We start from the raw sequence: 20,831 nt of genomic DNA on the forward strand, positions 1-20,831 counted from the left end.
AATTTTTCTTAATTTCTTAAAGTTTCTTTCTAATTAAATTTTTTCATTTTTGAAAATCTCAGCTACAGCAGCTTCGTAATTCCGAATACTTTGTGCTTTTTTAATTTTTTTCAAAACCTTATGCGGATTGGCAAACGTAACTGAAAAATATTCCCATAAGTGATACATTTTCAATAAAATATGTGTAGAACCTGAGAGTGATTCGCTGTAAATAGCATACAATGTATCATGAAATGCACTAAATAATTCCATTTTGTTGGTGGGATATTCATGCGTATTATTTTTTATCATACTTGGTAAGAATGGATCGGAAATTAATCCTCTCCCAATCATCCAGTGATCAATACTCGGATAGCGTTCTTGCATTTCATGAAATTTTGCAACAGATGTGATATCTCCGTTGTAATACAATTTGTGCTTGGTCGTGTCAATACATTTTTGAAAGCCATCTAAATCTACACCGCCTTTGTATAATTGTTTTCCTAAACGAGCGTGAATAGCTATATTTTTCAGAGGATATTTGTCAAGAATAGGGAGTACATCAATAATTTCTTGAGGCGATTCATAACCCAATCGCATTTTCATTGATACTAAAATATCTGATTCCGTGTGTGCTCTTTCTAGAATATGATTGATTTTTTCGGTATTACTAATCAACCCAGATCCCATACCAGACTTTGTCACCATCGGGTAAGGACAGCCTAAGTTCCAGTTGAGTTCTTTGTATCCAAGCTCCCGAACATACTTTGCTACAAATAAAAATTCATCAGCGTCATTTGTGATTACTTGTGGAATTACTTCTAAATCGAGATTGTTTTCAGGTAATAAGTCGCGTTCGTAAGAGGCTTTAATCACCATTTTTCCGTTGAAGCGAATATAAGGTGAATAAAAAGTATCGATACCTCCAAAAAGTTTGTTTTGGGAATTTCTAAATCTAAAATCTGTAAAACCCTGCAAAGGGGACGAAAGCAATGTAAAACTCATAATTACTATAAAAAAACAAAAGTACCTTTTTCAAGTTAGTAACACTAATTAAGGAGTCTTATTCTAAAATCAATTGCATAAAAACAGAATGCAACCAGCGATCAAATTTATATCCAGATTCCTTAATAATCCCTACAGTTTTAAAACCAAATTTTTCATGAAACTCTATGCTGCTTTGGTTTTCAGCATCTATTACGGCAATCATTGTGTGTAGCTTTTGATTCTTAGCAAGCTGAATGAGTTCTTGTAAAAGCAGTTTTCCAATCCCTTTTCCATGGTGGTTGTCGTTGACATAAACAGAATGTTCAACTGTAAATTTGTATGCCTCACGAAAACGAAACTCGCTATACATACCAAAACCAACCGCAATTCCGTCTAGTTCAGCAACTAGAACTGGAAAGCCTTTTCTGATTTTTTCTTCTAAAATATTTTTTTGTTGCTCAAATGACCTGATAGTATAATCATACAAGGCAGTCGAGTGTAAAATATTGAAATTAATGATGTCCAGTATCGCTTGGGTATCTTCAATTTTATAAGGTCGTAACGTGATTTTCATGAGTTGTTTATTTGCTTCAAAATTAAGAAAAAACAGCTAAAAATTAAGGAAAAAGGATTGCAAGTTTGTAACTTTGTATTTCAGAAAATTGATAAAATGATATACCCCAAAATACCTTTAGCTCAAAGCATTATTGAGATTTGTTTGGCCAAAGGAATTACCAACATTATTATTTCTCCAGGTTCCAGAAATGCACCCTTAACAATAGGTTTTGTGAGTAATCCAGCCTTTCAATGTTACAGTATTGCTGATGAACGAACCGCAGCTTTTTTTGGATTAGGAATTGCGCAACAAACTAGAAAGCCAGTTGTATTAGTTTGTACATCGGGTTCTGCTTTACTAAATTATTACCCTGCTTTTGCAGAAGCATTTTATAGTCAGATTCCTATGATTGTGATTTCAGCAGACCGCCCACAAAGTAAAATTGATATTGGCGACGGACAAACCATTCGTCAGGAAAATGTATTTGAAAATCATAGCTTGTACAATGCGAATTTGCATGAGGATGTTTCGGCTGAAAATGATTTAAAAATCAACGAGGCGATTAATATTGCTATTTCTCAAAAAGGTCCTGTTCACATCAACGCCCCTTTTGAAGAACCTTTGTACGAAACCGTCTCGGAACTTTCAGTCGAAGTGAATACTGTCGCTTCCGCAAATGTGACTCAGACGATTTCCATTGAAGACGTTTCGGAATTTGCAACGATTTGGAACAATTCAACCAAAAAAATGATTTTGGTTGGCGTGAATGAACCGAATGCCATCAATGAAAAAATAATTGATGCTTTTGCCAAAGACGAATCGGTTGTGGTGTTGACCGAAACAACTTCTAACTTGCATCACGATACTTTTATCAACAATATAGATACGATAATTACACCTTTTACGAATGAAGATTTTGAAAATTTTTGTCCAGAAATTTTAGTCACTTTTGGCGGAATGGTCGTTTCGAAACGAATCAAAGCTTTTTTAAGAAAATACAAACCAAAACACCATTGGCATATTGATTCTTGGCGAGCGTATGATACGTTTGGCGCTTTGACCAAACATTTTGAAGTAGACCCAAATGTTTTTTTTGACACTTTCTTATCGCTTACAAACGCAATAGAAAGTGATTATTTTCAGCAATTAGACGCTGTAAAAGCATTACGAAAGCTAAAAAGTGATATTTATTTAGATAAAATTCCTTTTTCGGATTTTAAAGTTTTTGAAAAAGTGATGCAGGGTTTACCAATCAATAGTCAGCTGCAAATCAGCAATAGCTCAGCTATTCGTTATGCGCAACTTATAGACATTCACCCTACAATTGAGGTATATTGTAATCGTGGAACTAGCGGTATTGACGGAAGTACCTCGACGGCTATTGGTGCGGCTGTAGCCAATGCAAAACCGACTGTTTTTATTACAGGTGATATCGGTTTTTTGTACGATAGTAATGCGTTATGGAACAATTACATTCCTGAAAATTTCAAGATCATAGTGATTAATAACGGTGGAGGAGGAATTTTTAGAATTTTACCCGGACACGAAGAAAGTCCTGTTTTTAATACTTTTTTTGAAACTTCACATTGTTTAACGGCAGAACATTTGGCTAAAATGTTTGGTTTTGAATATACTATCGCTAGTGATGAGGCAAGTCTTGAAAGTGGTTTGTCTACTTTGTATGGACAAAATGACAAACCTAGTCTTTTAGAAGTTTTTACACCTACATTAATAAATGACCGTATTTTACTTCAATATTTTAAAGAATTAGTCTAATTTTTTTTTGAAATTTGTAAAATTAAATGAATTAATGTTTAAATTTGAGAATACAAAAACCAAATAATCAAAACAAAACTTTAATTTATGAGTGCAAGAGAAGAATTAATTGTGAAGTATGCTGCTGATTTGAAAGAAAAATGCGGTGTAAATCCAGATATGGATTTGTTGACAAAAGTAACTATAGGTTGTGGACCGTCAATTTATAATGCTGATGCAGCAACGATAGCCGGAAGTCAGCAATCCGAATTAGATACGGTGAAAAACAATTTCTTAATTAAGAAATTAGGTCTTGCTGAAGGTACAGAACTAGATGCCGCAATTGATGCAGTAATGGAAAAATACGGTCGTTCTAACAGGAATAAATACAGAGTGGTAATTTATTATTTACTGGCTGTTCACTTCAAAAAAGAAAGCGTTTACAATTAATACTTAATTTGTAAATGGGAGCCATAAAAAAAGCGTTTGCCTCAGGCACACGCTTTTTTGTTTGATGTTCCATTGAACTTCTCAAAAATACGATCTAGTACTTAAAACTTAATTTTCTAAATGTGTGGATGATTAAAAATCTTCTAAAATTTAACGAATTGGTATTGGAAAAACTGGTAAACTAGAATGTCCTAATGGATCTACAGCTTGAACAGCAAACAAAAAGTTATCTTTTGAATACGGGATTACAGCTTTTGTATCTTTCACAAAAATTGTTTTTTCCCAATGTTGAGAGGATGTTTCTCGTACTAGAATATGATATCCGTAAACTGATTTTCCTTCAGGTGCAGTCCAAACTAATGTGGAGAAATTTGTTAAATCCTTCACTTCAATTCCAACGTTTGTAGGTGCTTTTGGAGACCACGCTAAATTACTGAATGTAGCCAAGTTAGAACAGGCTACTTTCTTTAAATATTCAAAGTCCATAAACTCAGCAAGATCGCCGTATTGAATGTCATTTTCTTTACGTACGTTTTGGTGTTGATGGTCATAGTTTTCATTCATTTCACAAAAACGAATGGCTGTAAATCCATTTTGACTAAAAGGAGTGTGGTCGCCTCCACGCAAGAAACGGTCGTTGCGATATACTAAATTAATATCCAGTTGCTCTACATATTGATTGGTAACCGTCTTGATGTATCGGGCTAATTGTCTGGATGGACTGTCATTATCACGATTAGTTGATTTACGCATTTTAGACTCCGCTTCTGTTTCTAAATAAGGGATGGTTTCACTAAAAACGCGTACTTTAGTATTGTCACGTAGCATTGTCCCGCTAGATAAACTGTTGCCAATCATATCATTATTTAGCATCGCAATTACATTCCATTTGCCCTCTTTGGCAACATCTGCTAAATGTTTGGCTCCATACAATCCTTGCTCTTCACCAACAACAGCTACAAAAATTAAGGTAAAAGGAAATTCTCTCTTACTCATGATTCGGGCCAGTTCCATCATAGCTGCCACTCCAGAAGCATCATCATTTGCACCTGGTGCGTCAGATTTTGCATCCATTACATCTGAGGCACGTGAATCTAAATGGCCGCTTATAATCATTACACGATCATCAGTAGGATCAGTTCCTTTTAAAGTTGCCATTACGTTTCCTAATTGGCTGTCGGTTGCAATTCGTTTTCCATCGGCTTTGATGGTAAAAAAATCAATAACAGAAGTTAGTCTTCCGCCTGATGCCATTGCATAGTTGTCAAATTCTGATTTTACCCAGCGCTGTGCTGCACCTATACCGCGGGTATTGCTTTTAGTGTCGCTTAAAGTGTGACGGGTTCCAAAAGAAACGAGTTTCCGAACGGTAGCTTCCATGTTTTCCGATTTTACTTCGGCTACCATTTTCTTTATTTCGGGATCATCGATTGTAGTTTGTGCGTAATTGGTATGAGAAATGAATAGTAGTAGGAACAAACAGAGAATTGAAGTTGGTTTCATTAATTGTTTTTTTAGTTTTACCAAAGTTAGTAAAAAAGAAAAAGAGTTTTTCATGTCTTAGTAATTTTAGGATTTTTTTGAGGTTAAAATCAAAAGCTAAGACTTGTTTTGCAATTCAGGATTCTACCTTTTAAGTTTTTTTTATTTGTATGCAGGGATTGTGATGTATTGTTTGTGTTGAACAAGCTGTGAAATTCTTGCTGTTAGGAGTGCGTTTATCTTAGTATTTAATTATTTGTTTTAAATGATGCTCCAAATGTTCAACATAGTCAGTTATCAAAAATTTTAAAGTCAGAATATTTTCTTTGATTTTCACTTCTTTTGTTAGGCTATCGTTAGGTATTTTTTTGATGATTTCAAGAAGTTGTTTGTTGTAGCTTGTCCAAAATGAAATAATTTGTTGAGCATTTATTGCTTGATAAAAACTAAATTCATTCCATTTGTTTTGGTCGTAACTAATTTCGGGTATATTTTCAAATTGTCCACGAATAAATCTTTGGTGATTATTAGTTGCGCTGTCTATCAAATGTCCAATAATCTCTTTTTTACTCCATTTTTCTACGGATGTTTTATATGAGAGATTTTCTTCACCAATTTCATAGAGAAGATTTGGAATTATTTCTATTAAATATTCTAATCTTTTTATTGTTATTTCAATCATTTATGTTTTTTTACTAATTATCGGCTTACTTCAGTTTGTATATAATTTAAATTTTTTTATTCCCATCGTAAATATAGTCGATTTAAACTACAAAAAATTAATTTTTTGCAAGAAGTAGATTGCTGATTACCTCTTGAAAAAGAGGTTAGAACTCCAAAAATAGTGTAGCATTAAATCCTTTTTCTAAACTTTACAATAATCTCATTGCAATATTAGTCACGGGTTCTTTCTTTGTTTCGTTTTCGGAACGCGTATCTTGTAAATTAGAAAAAGACCTAACAGGTTTTTAAAACCTGTTAGGTCTAAGAGCTTGAAACATTAAAGTTTGAAAAACGTATTTGGTTTTTTAATTGTCATAGTGTTTGTAGAGCAGCTAACCAGACCATAAACCTCATAAAAAGTTGCTTCTGTTGTTTATGTTATGAAAACAATATCACCTAATCTAGCCCTGATAGAGGCGGTATCCTCGTAGCGTAGCGGAGAGATAAAGCCGAAAGCGGGACAACCCGTGATGAAACAACGTAAATTTATGCTCCTAAAAAAGAAAATAATCGTGGGATTCTGGCTTTGTTTTTTTGTGGACAGTTTCTTAATATCCTATTTTCAAACTTCGTACCTTTGTGCTTTAGAAATTGAAAGAAAATGATTGAAATAGGAAAATACAATACGCTTACCATATTACGCGATACCAAAGTAGGATTGTTTCTGGGTAATCCTGAGCAAGATCCTGAAGGAATTCATGACATTCTGTTGCCTAACAAATACGTACCGAACGAATTTGAAATAGGTGAGGAGTTGATTGTTTTTGTGTATTTAGACCACGAAGAAAGACCCGTTGCCACGACATTAGAGCCGTATATATTATTGAATGAATTTTCACTTTTGCGTGTGAATTATACCAATCAGATTGGTGCTTTTATGGATTGGGGAATGGAAAAAGATATTTTAGTTCCGTTTAAAGAGCAGGCACGTCCTATGGAAAAAGGAAAACGCTACTTGGTGTACCTTTATATGGACGAGAAAACCAATCGCTTGGTGGCTTCCAGTAAATTGAATCAGTTTTTAAAAAATGAAAACCTAACCGTTGAAAAAGGGGAGGAAGTCGATTTAATTGTATCGCATATTACTGAATTAGGAATTAATGTAATCATCAACGAAATGTACAAAGGATTAATGTACAAAGATGAAGTGTATGATGATGCAATTCGCACGGGAGACCGCATGCGTGGCTATATTAAAATGATTCGTCCTGATAATAAAATTGATGTGGCATTGCAAGTTCAAGGCTATCAAAGTATCGAACCGAATGCTGAGAAGGTTCTGGATGAACTAAGAGCCAGCAGAGGTTTTTTGCGTTTGACTGATAATTCACACCCTGAAGACATTAAAACGGTTTTGAAAATGAGTAAAAAAACCTTTAAAAAAGCTATTGGTGCTTTGTACCGAGAGAAATTAATCGAGATCAAGGAAGACGGAATTTACTTGGTTAAGGAATAAAAAATACTAACACTAATGCTATTTAATCTTTTGTAACCATTAAGAGATTAAGGTAATTTAGTTAAGGGGAGATCTCTAATGTAGCTTAATTACAGATGGTTTAGAAAAAAATATATTGTTGTAAAATCTTTATTTATTTAAAAAAAAGAAAGACTAATCGTAACGGTTAGTCTTTCTCTTTTTAATGCTGTTTTAGAATATTAAATTCTGGCAACATTAAAATAAATTTGAAGTTCAAAAGTAGCTTTTTTCCGCTTCTAAGCACAATAGTATGCTCTATACTATTTTAAATATAGTAACTTAAGCGTAAGTACTTTATAATACTATTTTGTCTTTAAATGTACAGCTACTTGCTTACGAGTTAAGAAATAATTTCACAATAAGACCTTTGGTTTTTATATATATTTTAAGATCATTTTCTGATTTTTTATACTGTATCGCGATTGCAGATACAAGAAAAATAGATCTTTGTTTAACCATAGGTGTTACTTTATATTTTTAACTGCTGGGGCAAGTGCCAGTATCATTAGCTCGTTTATCGGGGCTTTAAAATTGTTTTTATAAGTTATTACCGTAGAAAAAAGAGCGACAAGATTTTTAATTGCATTCAATACATTCTTTTTTTAGGTTAATAAATCAGTGAAGAATCAATAATTAATTCAGATGAATCATGTGTATTCGTCTGATTAGATACACTTAAAAGTAAAAATAATTTGAATTGAAGTCGCGAAAAAAAAAATTAAAGTATCATTTTTTAACATTACTAAGCCTTTAATCAGAGAAGGATTACCACAAGCTTGTTGAAATAGAATAGATAAAATCTAAAAAAAGATTTATTTTTACATTAAATAATTTAAAACACAAACAATGGATTGGATTACTGCTAAAGATTACGAAGATATCACTTATAAAAAATGCAATGGTGTTGCCAGAATTGCTTTTAACAGGCCCGATGTACGCAATGCATTTCGTCCAAAAACAACTGCTGAATTGTATAATGCCTTTTACGATGCGCAGGAAGATACGTCAATAGGTGTCGTTTTACTTTCTGCCGAAGGGCCGTCTTTTAAAGATGGCGTATATTCTTTTTGCAGCGGTGGCGATCAAAACGCACGTGGTCATCAAGGATATGTAGGCGATGACGGACAGCACCGTTTAAATATTTTGGAAGTGCAACGTTTAATCCGATTCATGCCAAAAGTAGTTATCGCAGTAGTTCCAGGATGGGCTGTAGGTGGCGGACACAGTTTGCATGTGGTATGCGATTTGACTTTGGCAAGTAAAGAACACGCAATTTTTAAGCAAACGGATGCTGATGTAACCAGTTTTGATGGAGGCTACGGTTCAGCTTATTTGGCTAAAATGGTGGGACAGAAAAAAGCACGTGAGATTTTCTTCTTGGGACGCAATTATTCGGCTCAGGATGCTATGGATATGGGAATGGTAAATGCCGTGATTCCGCATGCTGAATTAGAAGATACGGCCTATGAATGGGCACAGGAAATTTTGCAAAAATCACCGATGGCTATCAAAATGTTGAAATTTGCTATGAATTTGACAGATGACGGCATGGTGGGACAACAGGTTTTTGCTGGCGAAGCTACTCGATTAGCGTACATGACCGAAGAGGCAAAAGAAGGTAGAAATGCTTTCTTGGAGAAAAGAAAACCAAATTTTGAGAAAAAATGGTTGCCGTAATTCAGTAATCAGTGTTCAGTTTTTACTGATCAGTCACAAAATAAGTTGAAAATGTTTAAAGTTTAAAGTTTTTTAGAAAAGGACTTTAAACTTTTAAACCTTATGGTTTAAACTAAATTTTATAAATGGAGAATTTTACAAACGAAACGATTGATACGCGCCAACTTCCAAAATTTGAGGAAGTTACTTTTACAAAATTAGATCCCAAATATATATGGGTGGTATTGATTAATCTGGCGTTTTTTATCGGCCTGCTTATTCTTGTTCCAATATTGTTTTCCATGTTTAAACCCGAAATTTTTTCAGAAAGAATCTGGCTGATTATAGGTGCTGTTATCCCTGCATTTTCGATTTTGTTGGTAGTATTTTCTTTTATTGGATTCCAAAGAAAAGGATTTGCATTTAGGGAACATGATGTGCTGTATAAATATGGAATTTTAGCTACTAAAACGATTATAATTCCTTATAATAGAGTGCAACATGTTGCGTTACATGAAGGATTTGTTTCCCGTTATTTGGGCTTAGCCAAAATTGAAATTTTCACTGCTGGAGGAAGTTCTAGTGATATTGAAATTCCGGGAATCGAAAAAGAACAAGCCGAAAACATCAAACAATTGTTGATGGGTAAAATACAAAAGCAATTGTAATGGAGGCCGATTTTAGTACTCCACAACGGCAATCTTCAATAGGGATTTTAGTGCTATTTTTTTACACGCTTCAGCAGTACGCTAGAGCGTTGTGGCCCATTATTGTGATTTGGATTTTCAAGTTTGACGAGGTTAATAAATTGTATTTTTTCCTTGGAATTAGTATCGTTTTTGTATGTATTGGAGTTGTTTCCTATTTGAAATATCTGAATTTTACTTTCTTTTTGGATGCTGAAAATCAAGAATTTATTATTACCGAAGGCGTTTTTAATAAAACCAAAACTGCGATCCAACTACGTAAAATTCAGCAGGTCAATATCAATCAATCATTTATTCAAAAGCTAATTGGGGTGTATGAATTGGAAGTTGATACAGCAGGAAGTGCTACAAATGAGGTTGGTATAAAAGCAATTTCACAGCAATTGGCTTTGCAGTTGAAATCTCGTTTATTAGAAAATGAATCGCTGCAACAAGAGGCAGAGGAAGAAGTTATATCATCGAAAGAAACAGAATTAAAGGGAATAGATTCTAAACCATTTATAAAAATAAGTTTTTTGAGTTTGTTGAAAGTTGGAATCACGTCTAATTACGTTAAAAGTATTGCTTTACTGCTCCTTTTTATGAGCACTATTTATGAGAATTTTCAAAAATTTGCGGAGCGGAATTCAGCTTACGAACACAAAGTTGATTCCTATATTGACGAAAATTTGATGTCAAAAGGAATTCTGGTTGGTATAGCTGTTTTATTTGCAATAGTTTTAATTATCAATGTCATTCGGACTTTATTCATCTATTTTGATTACAGTATCACGAGACAAAAAGGTTCTTTGTTGCTTACTTTTGGCTTGCTTAATACAAAAAGCACAATAATTAAACCAGAAACAGTACAAATTACGACCGTTACCCGGAATTATTTTCAAAAGAAAATGGGAATACTCGAGCTTAAAATTAGGCAATCTACTGGTGGTGAAAAAGAGGAACAAAAATCAGTAATAGAAATTCCGGGATGTAGTGAGACGGAACGAGATGCAATTTTGAAATTATTATTTCATAAAATTCCAGAAAGAGGATTGCTGCTAGAGCCTAATTTTCGTACACTTGTTTTTTCTATTTTTCTTTCTATTGGATTACCTTTATTGGGATTTATGGCGGTTGGCTATTGGTTTGCACCTATGATTTTTGAATATAATTATGTGGTGCCCATTTATGTTATTTTTATTGGATTAATCCAGTATTTTAAATACAAAAACAACAAATTGTTTATCCATAAGAATTTTATAATTAAACAAAGTGGTGCTTGGGATGTGAGTAATGCGATTATTGTACCTAGTAAAATTCAAGCGATTACAACGTCGCAGCTTTTTTGGCATAAAAAACTAGATATTGGTTCCATAACATTGCACACTGCAGGAGGAAATATTGCATTTCAATTAGGGAATTATTCAATACTCAAACAAAAAGTCAACCTTTGGTTGTACGAAATAGAAACTTCCAATAGCAATTGGATGTAACAAAATGGTTTAAAGTGTAAGGTTTAAAGTTGTTTGCTATACAAATCTTAAGTTTTAAACTTCAAATTTTTAAATAAAAAAATATGAAACATTGGATCGAAGCCGCACGTTTACGAACCTTACCTTTATCGGTTTCTGGAATAATAGTGGGGAGTATGTATGCTTTGGCGCACCCAACAGATAGTATATTGACCCCAACAGAAGTCTTTAACTGGCGATTGTTTGGCTTTGCAATTTTAACAACATTAGGATTGCAAATACTGTCCAATTTTGCCAATGATTACGGTGACGGCATCAAAGGAACAGATAATGAAGATCGAGTAGGACCAAAGCGCGCCATACAAAGTGGTGTGATTACTCCGCAAGCTATGAAGCGCGCCATTATAATTACATCAGTATTGACATTGTTATCGGCTATATTGTTGATTTATTACGCGTTTAGAGATACAAATCTATGGTTTTCTTTGTTTTATTTGGTGTTAGGAATTTTGGCAATTATATCTGCCATTCGCTATACAGTTGGGAATACCGCTTATGGCTACAAGGGTTTTGGTGATGTATTTGTGTTTGTATTCTTCGGATTGGTAAGTACTTTAGGTGTGAATTTTTTATACTCCAAGCAATTGGATTTCGAATTGGTTTTGCCTGCCATAGCCATTGGATTGTTAAGCGTAGGTGTTTTAAATCTCAATAATATGAGAGACGAAGCATCCGATAGAAAATCAAATAAAAATACGATCGTAGTTAAAATTGGCGGAGCTAAAGCTAAAATATACCATTACATTCTTATTGTAACGGCGATGGTTTTGGTGTTGATTTTTGCAATTATAGATGATTTTAATTTTGATCAATACTTATTTTTATTGGCGTATATCCCTTTAACTAAGCATTTAATTACTGTATATAAAAACCATAATGCTAAGGAATTAGATCCCGAATTAAAAAAATTGGCACTAAGTACTTTTGCACTTTCGGTATTGTTGTCGTTAGGTATGATTTACTTCTTTTCGGATCTAGTTGTAAATACTTTTTTAGGTGGTAGATAAATAATAATCAAATATTAGATCACTCCATTTTTTAAATTTAAAAAGATGAAAATAACATTTTACGGCCACGCCTCACTAGGGATAGAAGTAGGTGGCAAGCACATTCTACTGGATCCTTATATTTCGGCTAATCCAAAAGCGGCTCACATTGACATTGATATCCTTCAGGTGGATTATATTTTACTAACACATGCTCACGGAGACCACATTCTGGATGTCGAGGCAATTGCAAAAAAAACGAATGCAATAATTGTTTCCAATGCTGAAATTGCAGGTTATTATGGCGCAAAAGGCTTTCAATCGCATCCCATGAATCATGGAGGAAGTTGGAATTTTGATTTTGGAAAACTGAAATATGTAAATGCCATTCATTCCAGTTCGTTTCCCGACGGCAGTTACGGCGGAAATCCAGGTGGTTTTGTTATTGAAGGTGAACATAAAAATATCTACATTGCGGGCGATACAGCGCTGACAATGGATATGAAACTCATTCCGATGCGTACTAAACTTGATTTAGCAATTTTGCCGATAGGCGATAATTTTACCATGGATGTAGAAGATGCGATTATAGCATCAGATTTCTTGGATTGCGATAAAATTTTGGGCTACCATTACGATACTTTCGGGTATATCGAAATCGACCACGCGGAATCTATTCGTAAATTCTTCAATAAAGGAAAAGATTTGATGTTGCTTGAAATAGGAAGTTCTATAGAGTTGTAGTTTTTATTTGGAGCAATCTCCTGCTATTCACTTGTATCTTTACTTGCTTAAAGAAAGCAAGTAAAGGATACCGTTTTTATCAGGGCTAAAAAATCATTTTAATCAAGAACATGAATAGTATAAAAAGAATTTTTCTACTCCTAACTGCACTCGCATTTCAAGTGAGCGCTGCTCAAAAAGAGGGCTATTGGGATAAAATTCGCGCTACAACCGAAGAAATTACGGTTTCCGCAAGAGACAGAATCATCATAAAAACCCAAGATTTTCCTGAGGGAACTACTGAAGTCGTTTATAGAATAACGCTTTTGGACAAAAACCAGCAAATGGCGAGCAGTTTAGTTTCGGTTTTAAAAGCGATTCCGGACCCAACGGGAATTAGTCAAGGTTCGGCAGGAGCGGTTTTTATTGTGTCTAAGATCTCAGGGGATGACAAATGCAAGTATGCTGTTTTTTCTGGCGCTGATTTAGCTACAAAATACAAAGAAAACGGAAAAACAGATGATGCATGTTTTATTCAAGATACACCGGTAAGCAAAGATGCCAAGCTACTTTCGACCGATAGATCAGCTTGTATGCAATCAGGTTTTAGGAATTTATGGTTTGGTTTCGAAAGTAAAAACTGGATTATGAACCAGAAAATTATTCTAGAAGTCGTGCCGTGGGTCGATAACAAACTCAGTCGCGGCTGGACTGTTGAAAACAGAAAAGCAATTATTGATCAATGCAAAACATCTAATTTAGCTCAAAAAATGACTAATTCTGATGATTTTTGCGTTTGTATTTTAGACAAAATCCAATCCAAGTACAGATTTAAGGAATTTCAAAAATTATTGGCTGTAGAGCGTGCTAAAGCGTTTAAAGATTTTGGGAACAGTTGTTTTGGACAAAGCAGTCTCTCTAAAAGCGTGTATGACGATTTGCGCAAGCAAGCCGCTGCATTAGCTAAGCAAGGAAAGCAAGGAGAAGCAATTCAGAAACTGACAACGATAATCAATGATGGTAAAGCCACTGCATTAGATTACAACGCCATAGGAAGTAGTTATCTTTTGACGAAGCAATACGGAAAAGCGATTAAATTCCTAAAAGAAGGCGAGAAGCTTGATGATACGGAGTTGTTGATCAAATTAAATTTGGCTCATGCCTATTTATTGAATGATAATTATTCGTCAGCAAAAGCCATTTATAAGGAGTATCAGTCGCAAAACGTAACGGATAGCTTGAGTTGGACTCAAAAAGTAAAACAAGATTTTGTCGCTTTCAAAAAGGCAGGAATTCCTTCAAAGAATTTTGAACGAATTTTGAAGTTGATGGAGCGATAGGTTAATTTTTTGAAAACTAAAATGGTTTATCTGTTTTAAAGAAGTGATTAATTTTTCACCATATAAGTCATTGAAGTTTAGAAAAATTAGTCAAATACAAATTTACTAGATTAAAATAATTTATAATTCATAATTTTGAAAGCAACCTACCACAAATACATGCTCCATTTTAAACGTCCATCAGGAACTTCCCGTGGCGTTATGACCGAAAAAGAAACTTGGTTTATTGTCTTGGAACAGGACGGTAAAAAAGGAATAGGCGAGTGCGGCATCCTGCGCGGATTGAGTATTGATGATCGACCAGATTATGAAGAAAAATTGCAATGGACATGTGCTAATATTCACCTAGGAAAAGACAGGTTATGGGAAGCGTTATTAGAGTTTCCTTCGATACAATTTGGAATCGAAATGGCGTTTCAATCTTTAGTGAGTGAGACTCCTTTTTTACTCTTTCCTTCGGCCTTTACGGATGGTTCAAAATCGATGGTGATTAACGGTTTAGTTTGGATGGGTGAGGAGGCTTATATGAAGCAACAAATTGAGGAAAAATTAGAAGAGGGCTTTACCTGTGTAAAACTAAAAATTGGGGCTATAGATTTTGATCAAGAATTACGATTATTGCGCTTTATTCGAGAACATTTCAGTCCGGAACAAGTCGAAATTCGGGTAGATGCTAACGGTGCTTTTGATGAAAATGAAGCTTTAATTAAATTAAATCAACTGTCTGAATTTAAGTTACATAGTATTGAGCAACCGATACAAAAAAATCATACTGACAGGATGGCAGAGTTGTGTAAAACCAGTCCTTTTCCTATTGCGTTGGACGAAGAGTTGATTGGCGTATTTGGTATGCAGGAAAAAGAGCAATTATTGACTAAAATCAAGCCGCAATACATTATTTTGAAGCCTAGTTTTGTGGGTGGTTTTCGTGGCACACAAGAGTGGATTTCATTAGCAGAAAAGCACCAAATAGGGTGGTGGATAACCTCAGCTTTGGAGAGTAATATTGGACTGAATGCTATTGCACAATGGACGTATTTACATCAAAATTTAATGCCTCAGGGATTAGGAACTGGAGCATTGTATACGAATAATTTTGATAGTCCGTTAACTGTTGCTACAGGTCAATTGTGGTATAAACCAACAAGAGCTTGGGACTTTGAATTTTCAAAATTCATATAGATAATTTTAAAAAATGGTTTTGTAATAAATCAAAAAAAATTATTCTTTTGAGTGTTTAGAGATGTATTTACGAAGGGTTTCCTGCGCCTGTTGTTGAATTTTCTTTTGAAAAAATCCTGTCCATCCAAGTAAAAAACCTGTAACTCCAAAAGCTTGTTTAGACCATTTATACAGGTCAAATTCATCAACATGCTTTATGATTAGACCGTTTTTAAATTGAAATTGAGCAGCAATAGTATTGACCACCATTTTATTGGTTTTACTAAATATATAGGTAGCCTCCCATAGGGCAGAGCCCATAAATTCATTGGCTTGACAGTCTGAAAAAATTACTTTTAAATTACCGTTACTTCTTTCTAAAAGCATTTTCCACATCATAGAAATCTGATCACCAGTTAAAGTGCCAAAAACGGGGTCTCTAAATTGTGCATCGGCAGCATAACATTGACTCATGCTATTAAAGTCACTATTTGCAAAAGCAGTATAGAATTTTGTGATTGTATTTTCGGTATCATTCATGATTTTGAATTTTAGTAAAACTACTATATTTCTTGCAAAAATCCATATTTATTTTAAAAAAATTTACATATAATATAGTGATTCTATGGATGAGAACAAAAAAAGGATAGCTTTTGGGCTATCCTTTTTTAAAATATCAATTCAAATTATTTCACAAACCTATTTTACAACTGGTATTATATCAATTATAACTGTACGGTTGTAAAAGCGTTCCTCTGGAGTTTTGTTATCAAAAGGGGCGTTATTTTCATTTTCACCATAACCAGAGACCTCAAATTTAACATCGTTTCTTCCTGCTTTACTCAAGCTATTTTGAATGATGGTTTTCACATCATTGGCACGAGCTAAAGACAATTCTTGATTGTAAGCCACCTCACCAATAACATCTGTATGTCCCTTGATCATTACGGTTGCTCCCATAGGGATTTTTGGAGTTACAATTTCAGTCAGATATTTTTCATACATAGAAATTGCTTCCGAGGAATTAAATTCGTAGATGATACTATATCTCGTACCTTCTACCATTTTTGCAGGAGTCCAAAGCACAACATGAGCAGTAGTTTCTTTCTCAATAATTTTTCCACTTTTAGTTTGGCCAATCATTTTTACTTTATAATCTCCTTCTGGACGAGACTCTAAAATCATTTTTCCAGGAATTTTCACTTCATCTTGTGTATACGGACCAAAAGATTTTGTTTTTCCTTGTTCATCTGTTAACTGTAAAGACCATGACGATAAGGCTTCTCCAGCTCCTTTATTATCAAAAGTAACATAACTTTCAACTGGGGCTTCTTGTGATGCAATTATCTGCACTGGTTTTAATGGTGCATTAGGACCACTTTGAAATTCCATCAATAAATCTGGAGAGTTACTTTCTATAGAAACTCTACGATCTCCTTCACGTAGTAACACTAATTCTTGTGTTCCTCCTGGTTGTTCAGATGGAATATTGGGTTTGTTTTGACCTTTTGTAGTAATTCTAGATGCATTGATTGCAAATATATTTACCAAGTAAGTTTTAACAGATTCTGCCATTGCAAGACCGTCTGAATTACTATTATTTGATGAACCTACCAAAGTAATTGTCGCTGAAGGATTTTTTTGCATTCGGTCTCCAAGGATATTCAGTACGTTATAATATACCGTCATTTGACGTTTGGAACGATCTGATAAATTTTTTGGAGCAAATGTTTCCAATTGATCTTCTTTGAAATCCTTTACTTGATTTTTTGTTAATAATACGTAACGATTTGGAATTTCACTAGAACCTTCATTAAAAAACACATAGTTTCTAAGTGGAAAAATTTCAGTCATTCCTCTTTCTCCAGGAACATTGTTAGGTGAATTTACAGTGAATTGTACTTCACGGTCTTTCACTAAATCTGTAGCTTCTTGAATGTTTTTTCCTTGTCCAAATTTAAGTGCAACTCCAGCTCTTATTGTAGTTATATTCCAAGTTTCTGTGGCACGTGGATTTTGTCCAAAATAAGGTTGGAACGAAACAAAAGGGGACAATACAAACTGTGTTTTGTTACGATCTGATGAAAGTGGAATATCAAATCCTGCACCAATTTGCATGGACAGAATAGTTTCTTCAATCTCGCTAAATTCACCTGTTACTGCAGGGGAAGGAGCTTGATCAGGGAAAGCTGGATTGATTCCTAATTGATAGGTAAATGATTTGTCTAAATTGAAAGCCAAACGTGGACCTCCATAAAGGTAAAAATTAGATTTAAATGGAGCAAAACGTACGCTAGGTTCTACAGTAATGTAACTAAGATCAGTTTTTAAGTCTGCGGGACAATCACATGCAGTAAGCACCTGATCAAAAGATCCTCTACGGCTATCATAACCTGCTTGTAACATTACTCCCCATCGGGAAGTAGCAGGACGATATTCTAAAAGTGGTGCAATAAAAAGCCCAACTCCATCACCATCATGAAAAGTAGCAGGAGGTGTAAAAGCAGCATTCAACTGATTTGTTGAGCCACGATAAAAATTAAAATTGGCTCCACCTGCAACCCCAAAGTACCAAGAAGGTTTAGCATATTTTATTGCTCTAACTTCTTGTGCTTGAACTGTTGTTTGGGCACTCAACCATGTCAAAGAGACTAATAAAAGCCCTTTGATTGGGAGGTTATTTAGAGACCAAGAATTACTTGATCTCTTTTTTGAAAAATGTATATTGTCCATGTTTTTGTAATTTTTATTGTTTTAAATCGGTATTAATTCCATAACAGAATTAAGTGCTTAATTTTAAAAAACTTAGTTATTAGGTACGTTTATAGTTGTATTTACCATTGTAACAGAAGCTACTAAGGAGATTGCTCTACCATTAAGTATCGTTAAAAACGGATTGGTACTATTAGCAGGTGATGACAAAGTAACTCCAGAGTTAGCAATAATATTTCCTACCATAACTCCACCACCAGCGTAATTAATAACTGCTGCAGTACCTACATACCAATACACATTATTAGGATTACCTACACCGTTTAAAAACGTTACACTACTTGGCATAGAATCACCTACTGTTAGAGAAGATGGCGCTTGAAAATACCATTTTGCATTAGGGTCTCCATTTGCATTCAGGGTTAGATTTCCGTTGGTTATAGTAAAAGAGCTTGACGCGGTATAAATGCCAGGAGCTAATGTTAATCCTCCTAATTCACCAGCACCAGGATTAGCAACACCTCCAGGCATAGAAGCTGGAGAAATACTGTTGTATAAATCTCTTGCTGCATTTAGTCCTGCTAATGCTGTTGCTGCTTTTGTAGCATTTCCAGGCATTGGTGCATCTGTAAATATTCCATCAGTTACAAGGCCGTTATTAAGTGGTGTCACTGTATAAACATCGCCACTTGTACCATCAGTAAAACCAGTTACTAACGTTGATGCAGCGGTTGTTCCTATTGCACCATCAACTACTGTTAATAAGCCTTGATTTGTTATTCCTGCATTTCCACCAAAAACTCCAAAAAACAAACCGCTTGTAATAACAGGAGGTGTTACAACTACATTTGAGGTTGTAAAATTCCAAATATAGTTACTAGCTAATGGAATACCTGCTGAACTTTTAGCACCAGTTGTTATGGTAGCTGTATAAACAAGTCCCGGATTAAGAGCATTCACTGGATTAAAAGAGGCAATAGTACCACCGGTGTATGTTACTACTCCTGAAATCACGATTGAACCTTGTCTCAAAGTAAAAGTAGTTGCATTGATTGTCAAAGGATCCATTGGTATGCTAAAGTTTGCAGTAACTGTTTTATTTACATCAACACCCAGTGCGTTATTTGATGGATCTGTACCTGTAACTGTTGGAATTGGCAGTGTAGTGAAATTCCATGTGTAATCTGCAGCTAATGGCGTTCCTTGTGTACTTGTTGCACCTGTTGTTATAGTAACAGTGTAAACTGTATTAGCCATTAATGGATTTGAAGGAGCGAATGAAACAGTTGTTCCATTATAAGTTATTACACCTGCAATTGTATTTAATCCCTGTTTTACAATAAATGTTGCATTAGTTAATGTTGTACGATCCATAGGTACACTAAATGTTGCAGTAATTATTTTATTTAAAGCAACGTTTCCTTGACCAGGTGTGGGATCAGTCGAAATAACAGCGGGAACAATTATCATTCCTGTAGCAAATGTCCATACATAATCTGTTTGAAGAGCATTTCCCATTACATCTTTTACCCCTGTAGTAATTCTTCCCATGTAGGTAGTATTAGGACTAAGTGGACTTGCGGGTCTAAACGTCGCTGTTCTTCCGCTATATGCAATTGTTCCAGTGACAACAGTGCCGTCAGCTTTTGTAATAATAAAAGTTGAAGCATTGATTGTTGATGGATTCACATCCTCATTAAAAGTGGCAGAAATAATTTGATTGAATGGAACATTTAAAGCAGTATTTGCTGGAATTGTAGATTCTACAAGTGGACAAATACCTACTGTTTCTATAAAATCGTCTTCTGCACATCCAGAAATTAAAGCAATAAATAGTATTACAAATGTTGATAGTAAATTTTTCGTTTTCATTTTTTTTGATTTTAATAGATTAAGTATTCTACTCAACAAAGGTTAATATATTGTTAAGCAAAAGTGTTATACAATTAAAAATAGAAGTAGTAAGATTTACTTATTAATAATATTTTTTTATTATAATTAACTAATAATGAATTACTTGTATAAAAAAATAATAAGCAGTAAAATTTTAAGAATCTTTTGTTTAGAAGATCGAAATTAAAAACAGTATTGTTGAAGCTGATTTTTTGTAATTTTTTTTTTGGAAGTGCTCTTCAAAGAAAAAATAAAAGGCATATTGAAATTTGTTTACTCAATAAAGTTCCATCCATTTTTAAATTGAGTTTAACAAAAAAAAAGAGGATAGCTTTTGTGGCTATCCTCTAATGAATTTAAAATTCTTTAAAATGAATTGAATTAAGGTTGCTTTTCTAGGGTATAATTTTCAGCTTTTTTACTTACAAAGTTGGTTATCGCAAATTGCAAAATTGTACCAAGAACCTTTTTAATAGGATTATGGGTAGAACCCAATAAAACTTTTTTTGTTATGTATCCTGATGCAATACCAATAACACTGTTAAGAATATTTCCTTTAAATTCTGTGGTAGTGGTAAGCTGCCCAAAAGCATTTTTTATAAGATTTACCGGTTTCAAACTTTCATACGTATCGTAATACTGATCTTTAAGTTGCATTAAATCTTCAGCTTGTTTTACTTTCAGTAACGCGATTGCTTCTTTAAGAATTTCGGTCTCTTGTTGCTTTTTCATA

18 protein-coding genes are annotated in these 20,831 nt (G+C 34.2%); 10 read left to right on the top strand and 8 right to left on the bottom strand.

Annotated features, from left to right (window positions below):
* Nucleotides 1-33: 33 nt before the first annotated feature.
* Both ACNQGO_RS06610 and ACNQGO_RS06615 read right to left on the bottom strand, forming a co-directional pair.
* Nucleotides 34-984: a tRNA dihydrouridine synthase gene (locus ACNQGO_RS06610; protein ID WP_417984749.1), complete on the bottom strand. Its 951-nt coding sequence runs from the start codon at nt 982-984 to the stop codon at nt 34-36.
* A 58-nt stretch (nt 985-1,042) separates the two neighbouring features.
* Complete coding sequence (locus ACNQGO_RS06615) at nt 1,043-1,540, bottom strand: GNAT family N-acetyltransferase (RefSeq protein WP_417984750.1); 498 nt, start codon at nt 1,538-1,540, stop codon at nt 1,043-1,045.
* Nucleotides 1,541-1,636: 96 nt separating this feature from the next.
* On the opposite strand from ACNQGO_RS06615, the gene menD reads away from it, so the two are divergent.
* Together menD and ACNQGO_RS06625 are read left to right on the top strand one after the other, a co-directional pair.
* Nucleotides 1,637-3,298, top strand: a complete 1,662-nt coding sequence (gene menD, locus ACNQGO_RS06620; protein WP_417984751.1) for a 2-succinyl-5-enolpyruvyl-6-hydroxy-3-cyclohexene-1-carboxylic-acid synthase — start codon at nt 1,637-1,639, stop codon at nt 3,296-3,298.
* Nucleotides 3,299-3,385: 87 nt separating this feature from the next.
* Nucleotides 3,386-3,727 (top strand): DUF2853 family protein, encoded by a 342-nt coding sequence (locus tag ACNQGO_RS06625; protein WP_417971246.1) that lies wholly within the window; start codon nt 3,386-3,388, stop codon nt 3,725-3,727.
* Between the two features lie 150 nt (nt 3,728-3,877).
* Here the strand turns inward: ACNQGO_RS06625 and ACNQGO_RS06630 are convergent, their stop codons facing one another.
* Nucleotides 3,878-5,230 (bottom strand): M28 family metallopeptidase, encoded by a 1,353-nt coding sequence (locus ACNQGO_RS06630; RefSeq protein ID WP_417984752.1) that lies wholly within the window; start codon nt 5,228-5,230, stop codon nt 3,878-3,880.
* 220 nt (nt 5,231-5,450) lie between these two features.
* Nucleotides 5,451-5,891 carry a DinB family protein gene (locus tag ACNQGO_RS06635; protein ID WP_417944557.1) on the bottom strand — a complete coding sequence of 147 codons (441 nt, stop codon included), beginning with the start codon at nt 5,889-5,891 and terminating at the stop codon, nt 5,451-5,453.
* A 642-nt stretch (nt 5,892-6,533) separates the two neighbouring features.
* Here ACNQGO_RS06635 and ACNQGO_RS06640 point away from each other — a divergent pair.
* From ACNQGO_RS06640 to ACNQGO_RS06675, 8 genes are all read left to right on the top strand, one after another.
* Nucleotides 6,534-7,388, top strand: coding sequence for a CvfB family protein (locus ACNQGO_RS06640; protein WP_417944556.1), 855 nt, complete (start codon nt 6,534-6,536; stop codon nt 7,386-7,388).
* An 867-nt stretch (nt 7,389-8,255) separates the two neighbouring features.
* Nucleotides 8,256-9,086, top strand: coding sequence for a 1,4-dihydroxy-2-naphthoyl-CoA synthase (locus tag ACNQGO_RS06645; protein ID WP_417984753.1), 831 nt, complete (start codon nt 8,256-8,258; stop codon nt 9,084-9,086).
* A 125-nt stretch (nt 9,087-9,211) separates the two neighbouring features.
* The gene (locus tag ACNQGO_RS06650) at nt 9,212-9,733 is read left to right on the top strand and encodes a PH domain-containing protein (RefSeq protein WP_417984754.1); all 522 of its coding nucleotides are present in this window, start codon (nt 9,212-9,214) and stop codon (nt 9,731-9,733) included.
* Nucleotides 9,733-11,244: a PH domain-containing protein gene (locus ACNQGO_RS06655; RefSeq protein ID WP_417984755.1), complete on the top strand. Its 1,512-nt coding sequence runs from the start codon at nt 9,733-9,735 to the stop codon at nt 11,242-11,244. Before ACNQGO_RS06650 ends, ACNQGO_RS06655 begins: the two co-directional genes overlap by 1 nt.
* A gap of 83 nt (nt 11,245-11,327) precedes the next feature.
* Nucleotides 11,328-12,290, top strand: coding sequence for a 1,4-dihydroxy-2-naphthoate octaprenyltransferase (gene menA, locus ACNQGO_RS06660; RefSeq protein ID WP_417971256.1), 963 nt, complete (start codon nt 11,328-11,330; stop codon nt 12,288-12,290).
* 45 nt (nt 12,291-12,335) lie between these two features.
* The gene (locus ACNQGO_RS06665; protein WP_417984756.1) at nt 12,336-13,013 is read left to right on the top strand and encodes a metal-dependent hydrolase; all 678 of its coding nucleotides are present in this window, start codon (nt 12,336-12,338) and stop codon (nt 13,011-13,013) included.
* Between the two features lie 110 nt (nt 13,014-13,123).
* Entirely contained in the window at nt 13,124-14,332 is a 1,209-nt protein-coding gene (locus ACNQGO_RS06670) for a tetratricopeptide repeat protein (protein WP_417984757.1), read from the top strand.
* Between the two features lie 135 nt (nt 14,333-14,467).
* Nucleotides 14,468-15,514, top strand: coding sequence for an o-succinylbenzoate synthase (locus ACNQGO_RS06675; protein ID WP_417984758.1), 1,047 nt, complete (start codon nt 14,468-14,470; stop codon nt 15,512-15,514).
* Nucleotides 15,515-15,553: 39 nt separating this feature from the next.
* Here ACNQGO_RS06675 and ACNQGO_RS06680 read toward each other — a convergent pair whose 3' ends face one another.
* The 4 genes from ACNQGO_RS06680 to ACNQGO_RS06695 all read right to left on the bottom strand — a co-directional run bounded on the left by ACNQGO_RS06680 (nt 15,554) and on the right by ACNQGO_RS06695 (nt 20,830).
* Nucleotides 15,554-16,033: a nuclear transport factor 2 family protein gene (locus ACNQGO_RS06680; protein ID WP_417948010.1), complete on the bottom strand. Its 480-nt coding sequence runs from the start codon at nt 16,031-16,033 to the stop codon at nt 15,554-15,556.
* A gap of 159 nt (nt 16,034-16,192) precedes the next feature.
* Complete coding sequence (locus tag ACNQGO_RS06685; protein WP_417984759.1) at nt 16,193-18,226, bottom strand: OmpA family protein; 2,034 nt, start codon at nt 18,224-18,226, stop codon at nt 16,193-16,195.
* Between the two features lie 72 nt (nt 18,227-18,298).
* The gene (locus ACNQGO_RS06690) at nt 18,299-20,077 is read right to left on the bottom strand and encodes an Ig-like domain-containing protein (RefSeq protein ID WP_417984760.1); all 1,779 of its coding nucleotides are present in this window, start codon (nt 20,075-20,077) and stop codon (nt 18,299-18,301) included.
* Between the two features lie 402 nt (nt 20,078-20,479).
* Nucleotides 20,480-20,830: a hypothetical protein gene (locus tag ACNQGO_RS06695; RefSeq protein ID WP_417984761.1), complete on the bottom strand. Its 351-nt coding sequence runs from the start codon at nt 20,828-20,830 to the stop codon at nt 20,480-20,482.
* Nucleotide 20,831 lies beyond the last annotated feature (1 nt).

The sequence above is a fragment of the Flavobacterium frigidum genome (assembly GCF_048286735.1).
Taxonomy (GTDB): Bacteria; Bacteroidota; Bacteroidia; order Flavobacteriales; family Flavobacteriaceae; genus Flavobacterium.